The organism is Vibrio sp. B1Z05 (assembly GCF_052955985.1).
Genome location: NZ_CP130463.1, coordinates 2,391,103 through 2,405,478, shown reverse-complemented (window position 1 = coordinate 2,405,478; position 14,376 = coordinate 2,391,103). Strand labels below are relative to the sequence as shown.

Genomic DNA, 14,376 nt, shown 5'->3' with positions numbered 1-14,376 from the left:
TAGGGGAACTGGCCTCGTCACTTACTTAGGAGCACGATTTAAGCATTACTTTCCGTTAAGAATATTAAGTACATCTTGAGAGTTAGATGTGGTCTTCAATAACTCAACTGCTTCGTCGTCATCAAGTGAATTCGTAATAGCGGTAATAACTTGGATATGTTCATCACCTTGAGCGGCGATACCAATAACCATCTTAGCAACATCATCTTCGTCTTCGCCCCACTGAATACCTTCAGGGAATTGGCAGAATACGATACCCGTGTTTTGCACGTATTTTTTCGCTTCGATAGTACCGTGTGGTACCGCAATAGATTCGCCAAGATAGGTTGATACCAACTCTTCTCGCGCTAACATGCCATCAATATATTCAGGGCTTACGTGACCTAGTTTAACTAGTTGTTCACCGGCAAATTTAATGACATCTTCTTTTGTTTTAACTTGTAGCCCTAGGAAGATATGGTCTTCAGATAAGTGCAAAGTACCTTGCGACTTAGGTGCTTGAGTTGTGACTGGCGCTGAACCAGTGCCTTGTGCATCAACAAGTTGTTCTACAAGTTTGTCGTACACACCACCATCAAGGAAGTTAGATAGTGAAATGTGGTGAGCACTTGTTACCACTGAGCGAGCACGGTCAGTCAGGTCTCGGTGCGTAACTACAATATCAACGTCTTGTGGAAGGTTGTTGATTGCCAAGTTAATAACCGAAATATCTAAACCTGCAGCTTCAACTTTCTTGCGTAGTAAACCCGCACCCATTGCGCTTGAGCCCATACCCGCGTCACACGCTACGATGATGCTTTTTACAGCTGACATGTTTACAGAGCCCGCTTCTTGACCTTTAGAAGACGCTTTCATGTCCTTCATTTGGTTAGCTGCTTTTTCTAGAGAGTCTTCACTGTCATCAGAATTTGCTTGAGTTTTCATTAGTAGCGAAGCCACTAGGAAAGACACAACTGCTGCAGCAACTACAGATAGGATTACGCCAACAAAGGAATCTTTAGGTGTCATGATAAGAACAGCAAAGATTGAACCCGGTGATGCTGGAGAAATAAGACCTGAGCTAAAGATTACGTTTGTGAATACACCTGTCATACCACCAGCGATTACAGCAAGCACTAGACGAGGGTTCATCAATACGTATGGGAAGTAGATTTCGTGGATACCACCGAAGAAGTGGATAATAGAAGCGCCCGCTGCAGATTGTTTAGCATTACCTTTACCAAACACCATGTAAGCAAGTAGTAGACCAAGACCTGGGCCTGGGTTTGCTTCAATAAGGAAGAAGATTGAACGACCTAGTTCTTCTGATTGCTGAACACCAAGTGGTGTGAAGATACCGTGGTTAATCGCATTATTCAGGAACAAGATTTTTGCAGGTTCTACGAAAATAGAAGCCAGAGGAAGTAGGCCTGCGGTCACCATAATATCTACACCAGCAGCAAGGCCAGTAGAGAGAAGTTTTACAGCAGGGCCAACAACTAAGAATGCTAGAATCGCACAAATCATACCGATGATGCCGGCAGAGAAGTTGTTCACTAGCATTTCAAAGCCACTTTTCACTTTACCGTGAACAGCTTCATCAAATCGCTTGATGGCTAAGCCACCGAGTGGACCAACAATCATTGCACCCATAAACATTGGGATATCAGTACCAACGATGACACCCATTGTAGTAATAGCACCTACAACTGCTCCGCGTTCACCGCCGACCATTTTACCACCGGTGTAACCAATCAATAGTGGTAGAAGGTATTTGATCATAGGACCAACCATAGCGGCTAACGTTTCGTTAGGAATCCAGCCAGTTGGAATGAATAGTGCAGTAATGAAACCCCAAGCAATGAATGCGCCAATGTTTGGCATAACCATGTTGGAGAGGAAACGACCAAAGTTTTGAACCTTAATCTTCGCTTCGGGAGATAGCATAGGTGACCTCGTTTATTATTTGAGCCAAATGGCACTGTTGTTTTGTTTAACGTTGAGAAAAATCTAACACATAAATTTGAAAACGCATTACTAGCCCATTAAGTGTGATTTAAATCACACAAAGAATCCGATCAAACTTTTAACTTAGTGATATTCGTCACAATAAATACGTGTCAATAAATTACACAGCACTTTAGATGATATTGATTCTCAATTAAAGGTGATCTACATAACGTTTTATGTCTTGGGTAGGAAAAATAAATAGTGATACAGATCGCGTTTTATAAACTTTGACTTAAATTAGCAGCAACAATTGCTCGGATAACCGCTGTTTTTTGATTGCATAGTGAACAAATAAGAGGGTTTTACATGATCTGTAATTAAATTACATTAATTGTGTAAGGATATTCATCTGTTGATTACTGTGTACTTGTTAGCCATTAACTTTATTAATAATTCGGGATAGGAATAGCACCTTTATCTTGACGCTAAACCACCATCTATAGGGTTGGTGCGATATCAGTTGTAGTTGAAGTTGTAGCTGTAGTTGTAGCTGTTCAAGTGAAATGTTGTTTAATTCGCTCTGTATCGCTTGGTAATGGTTTAAAGAGTCATATGACATAGATAATCAGATAGAGCGTCTTGAGCGCTTGTAGTGAGCTTAGTGGAAAGAAGAGGGGGAGTTCACGTTAACCTTGTGGCTTGAGGCGTGGGAATACCAAGAAATAAGATCAGGCAGAGACAGAAATAGAGGCGGGCGTGCAGAAACAAAAAAGCCCCAGTCCGAAGACTAGGGCTTATAATGTGGCTCCCCTTGCAAGACTTGAACTTGCGACATACGGATTAACAGTCCGCCGTTCTACCAACTGAACTAAAGGGGAATTACTTTTAAACTAATAAATGGTGCCGACTACCGGAATCGAACTGGTGACCTACTGATTACAAGTCAGTTGCTCTACCTACTGAGCTAAGTCGGCGCCTGATCAACAGCTTTTGCTATTGACTATAATGTGGCTCCCCTTGCAAGACTTGAACTTGCGACATACGGATTAACAGTCCGCCGTTCTACCAACTGAACTAAAGGGGAATTGTTTCAAACTAAATAAATGGTGCCGACTACCGGAGTCGAACTGGTGACCTACTGATTACAAGTCAGTTGCTCTACCTACTGAGCTAAGTCGGCACACTATATTCTTTTACTTCATTGACGTTCTTTGAACACCAACAATAAATTGTGGTGCCCGGAGGCGGAATCGAACCACCGACACGAGGATTTTCAATCCTCTGCTCTACCGACTGAGCTATCCGGGCGACGGGGGGTATTAAACGGTTTTTCGGTTTTAAGGTCAACAAAAAAATGCAAAAAATCTTCCACTTGGCGAAATTCTAGTCCGAAGTGTATGTTTTGTGTATAAAAGAGCGGTTTTTTCATCAATTAATTCATGATTACGTTTTCTCTATTAGAGTGCTTGCATACCCTGTGTTGAAGATATGCGGGTAAATGTGTGACTTTTCACCCTCAGTATTGAGATCTAATTGAGTAATCACTAATTAACGGCTGGCTTTGCTGATTAACTAACAATAGAGGGGAGATAAAATTCACGCTGCTGAATTGTTGTGCACTAGGTTTATTAGCCATTCTTGGTTTTAGAAGTGTGTTTAGCTAGCAAGCAAATAGGGGTAAGAGTAGAAGGTATTGTATTGTATTGTATTGTTTTGCTGTTGTGATGAGGAATCATGCAGATACAAAAAAGCCCCAGTCCGAAGACTAGGGCTTATAATGTGGCTCCCCTTGCAAGACTTGAACTTGCGACATACGGATTAACAGTCCGCCGTTCTACCAACTGAACTAAAGGGGAATTATTTGAGCAACACTTATCGTGTTACGCACCAAATAATGGTGCCTCGAGGCGGAATCGAACCACCGACACGAGGATTTTCAATCCTCTGCTCTACCGACTGAGCTATCGAGGCAAAAGAATGGTGCCGACTACCGGAGTCGAACTGGTGACCTACTGATTACAAGTCAGTTGCTCTACCTACTGAGCTAAGTCGGCACACTATATTCTTATTGCTTCGTTGACGTTACATGAACACCAACAACAAATTGTGGTGCCCGGAGGCGGAATCGAACCACCGACACGAGGATTTTCAATCCTCTGCTCTACCGACTGAGCTATCCGGGCAACGGAGCGCTATTAAACGTATTTTTAAGGAATCCGTCAACTTGTTTTTCGGTTTTTTTTCAAAAACTGTGTTGTTTGCTTTTTATTTAAGCATATTGGTTAAATTATCCCTTACTTTGGTTAAATTCCCGTTTGTACTTGGTCACTTTCTCTAAGTAGCGTCGAGACTCCGCATTGGGATGTTTATGGGTTAATGCCCAAAAAACTTGGCTCGGATTCAAGGAGTTTATGTGTCTCATTGCATTGTTGCGGCTATTTCGGTCAAAAGTATTCAGCACTCCACCGGTACCGCCATTGTAAGCAGAGATCATGGCGTACTCTAAAGAGAGGAAGTTTTTCACGTCTTTAAGGTAGCGAGTTCTTAATATGTGGAAATAAGCTGTACCAACATCAATGTTGTTTTCAGGATTAAATAGATACTCAGGAGAAGGCATGCCCGATTTTTTCTTCACCAACTTAAATACATCCGCACCAGCGGTTTTTGGAACCACTTGCATCAAACCATAAGCGTTTGCCCAACTTACCGCATAAGGGTTAAAGCTACTTTCTGTTCTGATGATGGCATAAATCAGATCTTCAGGAATATCGTAACGCTGAGAGGCTTTTCTCACTATGCTGGCGTACTTATACGAACGAACATTGGAGTGACTGGACACCATAGGGATCTCAACGTAATGCGCTATTTTGAAGTCTACTTTCTTGGTCTTCATTTTGTGCGCAATCAGGTAATCGGCAAATCTGTTTGCGCGCCAATTCCATTGAATCGCTTTATTGTCTTGGTCGACAACCTGTTGATATAAAAAGGGTTCACCCTTTAATTTAATGTTTGATGAAGAGAATAGATCCACATGCGCAGGATCATCTGGCGTCAACAGCGTAGTAATAATCGCGGTTTTTAAGTGTGCTTTTGGATCGTCAGAGGCAATGGTTTCGATGACGATCTTGCCGGTTGAGAAGTTAACATCGGCGCGACTGTCGTAGTTATCTATGTATTTAACATAGTTACTTTTACCCGCCACTTTGACTTGGTCTTTACCCCATTTCTTCTCGATATCCCCGGTGAAGCTATTCATCAAAGCATCTAGGGCATCGGTATCTTTTTCAAATTGTCCCGGCATTGGGGCTAGGTTGTGCGCCGCAAATCGACTGGTTGGTTCGTAGTTTACGTCATAGATTTTTTCGACAAATTCACGACTACAACCGGCGAGTATGAGAGGAAGGGCGAAATAGAGCAGTTTTCTCATTGGTATCCAAAAGCTAAAAATAAAGGTCAAAAAAAGAGTGGCTAACGCCACTCTATAGAATTACTCACTTGGTGGTGTGTAACCATCGATCACAACTTCTTTTCCTTCAAACAGGAAATTTACCATTTCTGTTTCAAGTAGTTTGCGATGTTCAGGATCCATCATATTTAATTTCTTTTCGTTAATTAGCATGGTTTGTTTGCTTTGCCACATAGCCCAAGCTTCTTTCGAAATACCATCAAATATACGTTTACCTAGTTCACCTGGGTAAAGTTGAAAATCTAGACCATCGGCATCTTTTTTTAGATGTTCGCAAAATACTGTGCGGCTCATGAGTGTTCCTTATGTTAGATCATACTTAAGGTTTGCTAACAGGTTCTTAACCGGTGCAGCCAGACCTAGTTTCTGTGGTTGAGACAAGTTATACCAAAGACCTTGGCTTTGTTCCATTATAAGGCTAGGTCGTTGCGATAGGTTTATTAGAACAGGTGTTATGTCTAAATGGTAATGGCTAAAAGTATGTTTGAACGTAATCAATGTTTTAGCATTATCTATATCGCTTTGTGAGCAATTAAAAGTCTGTAAAAAATAATCAATATCGGCACTGCTTTGTTCAGGAAAACAGTGTAATCCTCCCCAAATTCCAGACGATGGCCTCTGTTCAAGCCAAACTTCATCTTTATAGTGCAGAATCACAAACCATACTTGCTTGGTCGGTTTTTCTTTTTTCGGCTTTTTACCAGGGTAGTCCGTTGGCGTGTGTTGCTTATACGCTACGCAATGCTCCGATACAGGGCACAACGAACATTTAGGCTTGCTACGAGTACAAATCATAGCCCCCATATCCATCATAGCTTGGTTATATTCATCCACCCTTTGTTGTGGGGTATTTTCTATCGCCACTGCCCACAATTGGTTTTCGACCGCCTTTTTCCCCGGCCAACCGTCGATAGCATAACTGCGCGCAAGCACTCGCTTTACGTTCCCATCAAGAATAGCGTGTGGCAGCTTAAAGACCGAAGATAAAATGGCGCCAGCGGTCGAACGTCCAATGCCGGGTAGGGCATTAAGCTGTTCAATATCGAGGGGAAACTCTGCTTGGTATTGTGTAACCACTATTTGCGCACATTTATGTAAATTGCGCGCCCGTGCGTAATAGCCAAGGCCAGTCCATAGATGCAACACTTCATCAATAGGGGCATTGGCAAGTGAAGTCACATCCGGAAATTGTTCGATGAAGCGCTCAAAATACGGAATAACCGTGGCTACTTGAGTTTGTTGGAGCATAATTTCAGAGAGCCAAACTCTGTAAGCGGTTTTGTCATGCTGCCAAGGCAGATGTTTACGCCCGTATTTTTGATACCAGTTGAGTATTTGATTTGCGAATGGTGTCACTGAGAGCCCATAAATTAGTCATCAAAGATCAGAAATTGCACCATAATAGTGTAAGGAAGTAAAACTGAGTTTGTGTGGAATAAACGCAACTTACGGCGAATATGTGTGGAAATTGGAATAATTTGCGATTGAAGTGGTTTATACACTTGCGTATTGAAGAATTCTTTGGATAATTCCCGCTTTGATTAATCGATGAGCAGGCAACAAACAGAATGAGCGAAGTAACGACTAACGAATACACCGAAGATGGCAAGCTGGTGAGAAAGATCCGCAGCTTTGTACGTCGAGAAGGTCGATTGACTAAAGGTCAGGAAACAGCTTTGAATGAATGCTGGCCAACAATGGGCATCGATTACCAGAACGAATTATTAGACTGGGCGCAAGTATTCGGCAATAACAACCCAGTAGTATTAGAGATTGGCTTTGGTATGGGCACCTCTCTAGTAGAAATGGCAAAAGCTGCTCCAGAGAAAAATTTCATCGGTATTGAAGTTCACCGTCCTGGCGTGGGTGCTTGCCTTGGTTTAGCGCGTGATGCGGGTGTGACTAACCTGCGCGTAATGTGTCACGATGCTGTAGAAGTGTTTGCTCACATGATTCCTGATAGTAGCTTACATACGCTACAATTATTCTTCCCAGACCCTTGGCATAAAAAGCGTCACCATAAGCGTCGTATCGTGCAGCTTGATTTTGCCGAAATGGTACGTGCTAAACTTCAACTAGATTCTGGTGTTTTCCACATGGCAACTGACTGGGAAAACTACGCAGAGCATATGGTTGAAGTAATGAACCAAGCACCGGGTTTTGCTAACATTGCCACTGATGGCGATTATGTTCCTCGCCCTGACGAGCGTCCTTTAACTAAGTTTGAAGCGCGTGGTCATCGTTTAGGTCACGGCGTTTGGGACATTAAATACAAGCGCACAGTTTAGTCTCATGTAGTCCCTTTATGTGTGGGGCGACTGATTCTCTATTCTAGGGGGCTACCAATGTAGCTCCTTTTTTATTCTCAATAATTCAAATTAAGGTTTTTGGATGTTTCAATACGCTATCTTGGCCAACCCCGGTCACAATCGAATCTACTTTGATACCGCAGTAAAGATTGCTTGTTCTGAGCTAAAAGCAATCCTTTCTTCTATGGATATTGCAGTTGATGAGGTCACTGAAAAAGATATCGGTTTACCTGCGGCTTTGGTATTTGAAACAGAACAACAACTTGATGACGTACAGCTACAAAGGTTGTCCTCCTCGTCTATCTATTACGCCATATTCCAAGTAATGGATAGCGGTTTGTTGAAACCTTTGCAGCCACAAGCTTTTAATACTTTTCCTGAAAGCATGAGCCAAATACTCAGATATACAGGCAAAACCAATGAGCAGTTTACTCGCTTGATGGTTAACCTTGGTCTTAGCGCGGCTAAAACGGACAGCCAGCGTAAGTGTTTAATGGACCCTATGTGTGGCAAAGGCACGACTTTGTATGAAGGTTTGATTCAAGGTCTAGATGTGATGGGAGTAGAAATTAACGCTAAATGGGTTCAAGAGATTCAAACATTTATCGTTAAGTACATGAAAAATGGTCGTTATAAGCATAAAGTAACCAAAGAGAAGCGCACAGGTGCTGGCGGTAAAAAAATTGCCGATGGTTTTGTGGTGAATGCGGCTGTGACCAAAGAAGCGTTTATTAAAGACCAAGGCCAATCACTGAAGCTATATGCATCGGATACCCGCATTGTAAATCAAATCATCAAAAAGAATTCTTGTGATGTGATGGTGTCAGATCTTCCCTACGGTGTTCAGCACGGCAGTAAAAGTGCAAAAGATACTAAGATGGCTCGTAGCCCGTTAGAGCTTCTAGAAGAGGCGCTACCGGCTTGGAAGAGCGTATTAAAACCTAAGGGTTCAATTGTATTGTCGTTTAATGAATTTACTTTGAAATGGACTGAGCTCGCGGAGTTGTTCGCCAAGCAAGGTTTTGAGGTGCAAGATCAAGAACCTTATATCGGTTATCTGCACCGAGTGGACCAATCCATAAATCGAAATATATTTATTGCTGTTAAGCCTTAATTTTATACCAATCACACTAAGTAAGTGATCAGAGCTAGCGCAGGAAAAATGCTCGAGAACAAGGCGGAAATTTTCGATAAGTAGTTATTCTACAATCAAAAATTATTACTTCATTACAAAGCCAACTTAGTGTTGGCTTTGTTGTCTATGAAAGAAGGTAAAAGATGAAACCAACCGTTCAACTATTACAAGACATTCTGACAGAGGTTGCCCCGTTAATAGGGCAAGGAAAAGTGGCGGACTATATTCCCGCGTTAGCTGAGGTTTCAAATAAAAAGCTCGGCATTGCGGTGTACACCAACACAGGTGAAGTGTTTAAAGCAGGGGATGCTGACGAGCCGTTTTCAATTCAGTCGATTTCTAAAGCACTGAGCCTAACCTTGGCCATGCAACTGTATGATCCGCAAGAAATATGGCAACGAGTGGGGAAAGAGCCTTCTGGGCAAGCTTTTAACTCCATGATTCAGCTTGAAATGGAGCAAGGTATTCCGCGCAACCCATTTATTAATGCTGGGGCGATTGTTGTATCAGACCTATTAAACTGCCGTTTATCAGCGCCGCGTCATTACCTGTTAGAGTTTGTCCGTCAGTTGTCTGGTGATGAGCGCATTGTGTATGACAAAGTGGTGGCGGCATCAGAAATGATGCACGGCGACCGTAACGCCGCTATCGCTTATTTGATGCGTTCGTTTGGCAATTTTCATAGTGAAGTTCACCCTGTACTGCACAATTACTTTTCGGCTTGCGCGTTAAAAATGAGTTGTGTCGATCTAGCTAAAACCTTTAGTTATTTGGCGAACAAAGGGTGTTTGGCTCCATCAGGTAAACGCATAATCACGGCTACTCAAACCAAGCAATTAAATGCCTTGCTGGCGACGTGTGGTTTGTATGATGGCGCAGGGGAGTTTGCGTATCGAGTTGGTATGCCGGGTAAGTCCGGTGTTGGCGGCGGAATTATTGCGGTTGTGCCGGGTGAGATGAGTATCGCGGTTTGGTCTCCAGAGCTGGATGCTTCTGGGAACTCGCTAGCGGGTACTCGCGCTTTAGAGTTGTTATCTGAACGTATCGGACGTTCGATATTTTAATAAAAAAGCCTCCCTATACTGAGCATAGAGAGGCTAAATAAAATAGTGCATTAGGGAGTGGTTAGTCGGCGTCTTCGTCAGCCATGAAAGCTTCTAGCAAGTCATTTAAGAACAGCTTTCCTTTACGGGTGATCTGCCAATGAGTGTCTGTTTCAGTGACATAATCCATACCAATAGCCCAATCCATCGTCTCTTTCACTGCGCTCAGCGCTAAGCCTGTAGTATCAATAAAGTCTTGTTTTGGGCACGCCTCTATCAAGCGAAAGCGATTCATAAAGAACTCAAACGGACGATCAATCTCTGCTACTTGGTGCTCATGATCTAAATAGGGTTTCACCATATTTTGATAAGCGGCTAAATAACCACGCGGGTGTTTTATTTTGGTGGTGCGCACGATGCGACCATCGCTAAAACTCACCTTACCATGTGAACCACAGCCAATACCTAAGTAGTCACCAAAGCGCCAATAATTAAGGTTGTGCTGGCATTGATATCCGGGTTTGCTGTAGCCCGAGATTTCATATTGCACGTAACCGGCGTCGCTGAGCTTCTGATGTCCTTGTTCAAAGATATCCCACAAGTCATCGTCATCGGGTAAGGTCGGTGTTTTGTAGTAGAACATGGTATTGGGCTCAATGGTGAGCTGATACCAAGACAGATGCGGAGGAGCAAGGTCAATCGCCTTTTCTAAATCAACCAGAGCTTGCGCTATGCTTTGATCTGGAAGGCCGTGCATAAGATCTAAATTAAAGCTATTGAGCCCAATTTGATGAGCTAACTTAGCGGCATTGACCGCTTCATCCTGACCATGAATACGCCCTAAACGTTCTAGCTTTTGTTGTTCAAAGCTCTGCACCCCAATCGACATGCGGGTGACACCTGCTTCGACATATTGAGCAAAACGTGCTGCCTCAATAGTGCCGGGGTTGGCTTCCATGGTGACTTCTATACCGTCTTTAAAGGCGATACGTTGTTCTACGCCTTGCAACAAGCGCGCAATCTCTTGCGGCGAGATTAAGCTAGGCGTGCCGCCGCCAATAAAGATAGAAGTGAGCTGTCGCTCTTGGATTGAATCTGCATATCTGGCGAGGTCTGCATCCAAATCTTCAAGCAACGCATTGATATAAATATCTTCAGGGATATCTCCCTTTAAAGCGTGCGAGTTAAAGTCACAGTAAGGGCATTTTTGTACGCACCACGGAATATGGATATACAGTCCCAGTGATGGTGGTATTAACTGGCTCATAGAGCGTGTTTTAGCTTCTGGAATAATTCAGCCAGTGCTTTGCCACGATGTGATAGCTGCTTTTTGCGTTCAGGTGTTAGTTGCGCTGAGGCGCAGTCATCTTCTGGTACGTAAAATACTGGGTCGTAGCCAAAACCATTTTCCCCTTGTGCTTGGGTTAGGATTTCGCCTTGCCACACACCGTGACATACGATAGGAGTTGGATCTAGGTGGTGGCGCATATATACCAGTACGCAATGGAAACGTGCACTGCGTTGTGCTTGTGGTACACCATCAAGCTCTGCTAGTAGCTTAGTGAGGTTTTGTTGGTCTGTCGCGTCTTCGCCAGCAAAGCGAGCAGAATAAATACCCGGTGCACCTTTAAGAAAGTCGACTTCTAAGCCTGAGTCATCAGCAATAGCGGGCAGGCCAGTTTCTTGAGCTGCGTGACGGGCTTTGATGATGGCGTTTTCAATAAAGGTAGTGCCAGTTTCTGCAACTTCAGAGACCTTGTATTCACTTTGCGCTTGTACTTCAAACCCAAACTCGGCTAACAAGGTGGCCATTTCGCGTACTTTGCCTTGGTTTCCGGTCGCTAGTACTAATTTATTTGCAGACAAAGGGATTACTCCTGAATATGGAAGGTTTGATTAAAACGAAGAATGCCACTGCCTTTCGTTCCTGCATCGGCTTTGATTTCAAAACGGAAGGTTTCATTTTCGGTGATAGGTAATTCGGCTAAATAATAAATAGCGTCACCTTGAGTGATCTCTTTAAAAGTTAGTGTGCGGGTATTACCGATTAGGTTCTTTGCCGTTCCCGTTAAAGTCACTTGAGTTGGCTTTTTACCTACACTGTAGAGATCCAGTGCGCTGATATTGATCAGCGCGACATAAGGGTTTCTTTTGAGCTTTAGCTCGCGAGCAATTTTAGGGGCAATAAATGTTGAATTGAATGCTGAGTAGTGCAGTTCAATATCCTTCATGCGTACAAATTGTCCTGCCCAACTTGGCACGGCAAAGCTTGCTAACAGTAAGCCACATAAGAGTGCGCTGAATATCTTCTTCATTTATCGCCCTTTAATAGAGGTGACTATTATAGTCCGTACCAAATTGGACCAAATAGGCTAGTCGTTAGATCGCCGATTAAGTAGTTGGCAAATTGTAGACCAAGAAACAGCACTAATACGCTCAGATCAAGCCCGCCCATGGCAGGAATAATACGGCGAATAGGCGCAAGCAAAGGCTCTGTTAGCTGGTGGAATACATACTCAACAGGACTACGGCCTTGGCTTACCCAGCTTAAAATAGCGCGCAGTAGTAATACCCAAAATAGCAATTTACCCGCCGCTTTTACTAATGCCATCAAGCCAATGATTAATAAATCAGGGCTAAAGGCCATAGCGCCATTGGAAGCGATTAGCATTAGCAATACAAACTTCAATACACACAGTACATAAGCAAAGGTCAATGTTGCGAGGTCGACACTGCCAATAGATGGAATGATGCTACGTAGTGGTTTTAATACCGGTTGTGTAGCTTTAACAATAAACTGAGAAAATGGGTTGTAGAAATCAGCTCGCGCCGCCTGCAACCAAATTCGAAGAATGACTATCATGATGTAGAGATCAAAAGCGGTAGTCACTAAAAACTGCATTGAATTCATTACAAATCCTTGATGGGTTAAAAAAGAGTTTCCATCTCTTCTGCACGAGTAACCGCAGCTTGCATCGCTTTAGAAACAGTGTCAGAGAGTTGATGTTGGTTAAATGTCGCAATCGCTTCTGCGGTAGTACCGCCTTTGGAAGTGACTTGCTGGCGCAAAACGGATAGATCTAAATTTGGATTGGCAACAACCATTTGTGCCGCTCCGAGTGCAGATTGTTGTACTAGCTGACGCGCGGTTTGTTCATCAAAACCTTGCGCTATTGCTTCTTTTTGCATTGCTTCCATAAATAGGAAGAAATACGCAGGAGAGCTACCAGCTGCCGCAATAATCGAGTTAATTTGTGCTTCACTCTCAACCCAGCAAGTTTCACCAACCGCTTGCATTAGCTCATTGGCAAAATCTTGGTCTGCTTGATTGATGGTTTCTGGCGCGTATAGGCCGCTCATGCCAAGCCCAAGTAGAGAAGGTGTATTTGGCATCACTCGTACAAAATTGGCTTCTTTACCTAGCATGGTTTGCAGGCGAGGGATGGTAATTCCCGCCGCAATTGAGATTAACAGTTTGTTCTCTAGGTCGACATTGGCAAGCTCGGCCAACACTTCAGACATAATCTGCGGTTTGACTGACAACACAATTACATCTGCCATGGTCGCTGCCAGTTGATTATCAGCGGTAGTCGAAATTGAAAAACGCTGGCTAACCTTGTCACGGCTTTGCTCTGATGGAGCGGTAGCGGTAATGGCTTGAGCTGGATAGCCACTATCAAGCAAACCGGCAATGATAGACTTTGCCATATTTCCAGAGCCGATAAAGGCGATATTACGTACTGAATGTGCCAAACCTGTCTTCCTTCTTGTTTGTTCGAATACTATTGTTTGTTCGAATAATCTCGAGCACCAAAAATAGCGGTACCAATGCGAACCATTGTACTGCCAGCTTCGATAGCGGCTTCCATGTCACCACTCATGCCCATAGATAAAGTGTCTACCTGAGGATATTGGGATTTAATTTGATCAAACAAGCCTTTCAGTTGATTAAAGGCTTGCAGTTGTTCTTCATAACTCGCAACTGCTGCCGGTATAGACATCAGTCCGCGTAACGTCAGATTAGGTAGCGCATCGACAGCTGCGGCCAATTCTAGTGCTTCAGCAGCATTGATCCCAGATTTGCTTTCTTCGCCACTGGTGTTGACTTGCAGCAAGACTTGCAACGGATCACTACCGCTAGGTCTTTGATCGTTAAGGCGTTGTGCGATCTTGAGTCGATCAATAGAGTGAACCCAGTCGAAACTCTCACTAATAGGGCGTGTTTTATTTGACTGGATTGGCCCAATAAAGTGCCATTCTATATCGAAATCGTTATGATGTTCTTGAAAGTATTGAATTTTTTCAACACCTTCTTGTACGTAATTTTCACCAAACTGACGCTGACCAGCGTGACAAGCATCTAACACAGCTTGAATAGGTTTGGTTTTACTTACCGCAAGAAGTTGCACGGAATCAGTTAGACGCCCAAACTTACGTTCAGAATCTTTAATTTGCTGATGAATGTGTTCTAAATTTGATTGGATTGTCTGCATA

Annotated in this window: 13 protein-coding genes and 9 tRNA genes; 3 read left to right on the top strand and 19 right to left on the bottom strand. The window is 43.3% G+C overall.

From position 1 onward, the window contains the following. Window positions 1-45: 45 nt before the first annotated feature. From QV280_RS10970 to mutY, 13 genes are all read right to left on the bottom strand, one after another. Window positions 46-1,926 carry a PTS mannitol transporter subunit IICBA gene (locus tag QV280_RS10970; protein WP_152819412.1) on the bottom strand — a complete coding sequence of 627 codons (1,881 nt, stop codon included), beginning with the start codon at window positions 1,924-1,926 and terminating at the stop codon, window positions 46-48. A gap of 805 nt (window positions 1,927-2,731) precedes the next feature. Further along, a tRNA-Asn gene (locus tag QV280_RS10965) sits at window positions 2,732-2,807 on the bottom strand. 20 nt (window positions 2,808-2,827) lie between these two features. Further along, window positions 2,828-2,903: transfer RNA gene (locus QV280_RS10960), tRNA-Thr, on the bottom strand. A 34-nt stretch (window positions 2,904-2,937) separates the two neighbouring features. Beyond that, window positions 2,938-3,013 (bottom strand) — tRNA-Asn (locus QV280_RS10955). A 20-nt stretch (window positions 3,014-3,033) separates the two neighbouring features. After that, window positions 3,034-3,109, bottom strand: a tRNA-Thr gene (locus QV280_RS10950). A gap of 52 nt (window positions 3,110-3,161) precedes the next feature. Continuing rightward, window positions 3,162-3,237, bottom strand: a tRNA-Phe gene (locus QV280_RS10945). 472 nt (window positions 3,238-3,709) lie between these two features. Beyond that, window positions 3,710-3,785: transfer RNA gene (locus tag QV280_RS10940), tRNA-Asn, on the bottom strand. A 39-nt stretch (window positions 3,786-3,824) separates the two neighbouring features. Then, a tRNA-Phe gene (locus QV280_RS10935) sits at window positions 3,825-3,900 on the bottom strand. Between the two features lie 7 nt (window positions 3,901-3,907). Further along, a tRNA-Thr gene (locus tag QV280_RS10930) sits at window positions 3,908-3,983 on the bottom strand. Between the two features lie 53 nt (window positions 3,984-4,036). Then, window positions 4,037-4,112, bottom strand: a tRNA-Phe gene (locus tag QV280_RS10925). 104 nt (window positions 4,113-4,216) lie between these two features. Next, window positions 4,217-5,356, bottom strand: coding sequence for a membrane-bound lytic murein transglycosylase MltC (gene mltC / locus QV280_RS10920; protein WP_023405061.1), 1,140 nt, complete (start codon window positions 5,354-5,356; stop codon window positions 4,217-4,219). A gap of 60 nt (window positions 5,357-5,416) precedes the next feature. Then, window positions 5,417-5,689, bottom strand: coding sequence for an oxidative damage protection protein (locus QV280_RS10915; RefSeq protein WP_021712335.1), 273 nt, complete (start codon window positions 5,687-5,689; stop codon window positions 5,417-5,419). Between the two features lie 9 nt (window positions 5,690-5,698). After that, window positions 5,699-6,751: an A/G-specific adenine glycosylase gene (gene mutY / locus QV280_RS10910; protein WP_023405062.1), complete on the bottom strand. Its 1,053-nt coding sequence runs from the start codon at window positions 6,749-6,751 to the stop codon at window positions 5,699-5,701. Window positions 6,752-6,963: 212 nt separating this feature from the next. On the opposite strand from mutY, the gene trmB reads away from it, so the two are divergent. From trmB to glsB, 3 genes are all read left to right on the top strand, one after another. Further along, a complete protein-coding gene (gene trmB, locus QV280_RS10905; protein ID WP_023405063.1) occupies window positions 6,964-7,683 on the top strand; it encodes a tRNA (guanosine(46)-N7)-methyltransferase TrmB in 720 nt (239 codons plus the stop codon). Window positions 7,684-7,786: 103 nt separating this feature from the next. Then, a complete protein-coding gene (locus QV280_RS10900; RefSeq protein WP_152819413.1) occupies window positions 7,787-8,818 on the top strand; it encodes a TRM11 family SAM-dependent methyltransferase in 1,032 nt (343 codons plus the stop codon). Between the two features lie 164 nt (window positions 8,819-8,982). Beyond that, window positions 8,983-9,903: a glutaminase B gene (glsB, locus tag QV280_RS10895; RefSeq protein ID WP_152819414.1), complete on the top strand. Its 921-nt coding sequence runs from the start codon at window positions 8,983-8,985 to the stop codon at window positions 9,901-9,903. A 61-nt stretch (window positions 9,904-9,964) separates the two neighbouring features. Here glsB and hemW read toward each other — a convergent pair whose 3' ends face one another. From hemW to QV280_RS10865, 6 genes are read right to left on the bottom strand one after another with little or no spacing between them, the layout of a single operon-like run. Further along, window positions 9,965-11,149 (bottom strand): radical SAM family heme chaperone HemW, encoded by a 1,185-nt coding sequence (gene hemW, locus QV280_RS10890; RefSeq protein ID WP_152819415.1) that lies wholly within the window; start codon window positions 11,147-11,149, stop codon window positions 9,965-9,967. Next, window positions 11,146-11,748, bottom strand: a complete 603-nt coding sequence (locus QV280_RS10885) for an XTP/dITP diphosphatase (protein WP_023405067.1) — start codon at window positions 11,746-11,748, stop codon at window positions 11,146-11,148. Before QV280_RS10885 ends, hemW begins: the two co-directional genes overlap by 4 nt. 5 nt (window positions 11,749-11,753) lie before the next feature. Continuing rightward, the gene (locus QV280_RS10880; protein WP_023405068.1) at window positions 11,754-12,197 is read right to left on the bottom strand and encodes a DUF4426 domain-containing protein; all 444 of its coding nucleotides are present in this window, start codon (window positions 12,195-12,197) and stop codon (window positions 11,754-11,756) included. Window positions 12,198-12,223: 26 nt separating this feature from the next. Continuing rightward, on the bottom strand, window positions 12,224-12,793 hold the full coding sequence (locus QV280_RS10875; protein ID WP_152819416.1) for a YggT family protein: 570 nt from the start codon (window positions 12,791-12,793) through the stop codon (window positions 12,224-12,226). Window positions 12,794-12,810: 17 nt separating this feature from the next. Then, a complete protein-coding gene (gene proC, locus QV280_RS10870; protein ID WP_152819417.1) occupies window positions 12,811-13,635 on the bottom strand; it encodes a pyrroline-5-carboxylate reductase in 825 nt (274 codons plus the stop codon). A 29-nt stretch (window positions 13,636-13,664) separates the two neighbouring features. Then, window positions 13,665-14,375 carry a YggS family pyridoxal phosphate-dependent enzyme gene (locus QV280_RS10865; RefSeq protein WP_152819418.1) on the bottom strand — a complete coding sequence of 237 codons (711 nt, stop codon included), beginning with the start codon at window positions 14,373-14,375 and terminating at the stop codon, window positions 13,665-13,667. Window position 14,376 lies beyond the last annotated feature (1 nt).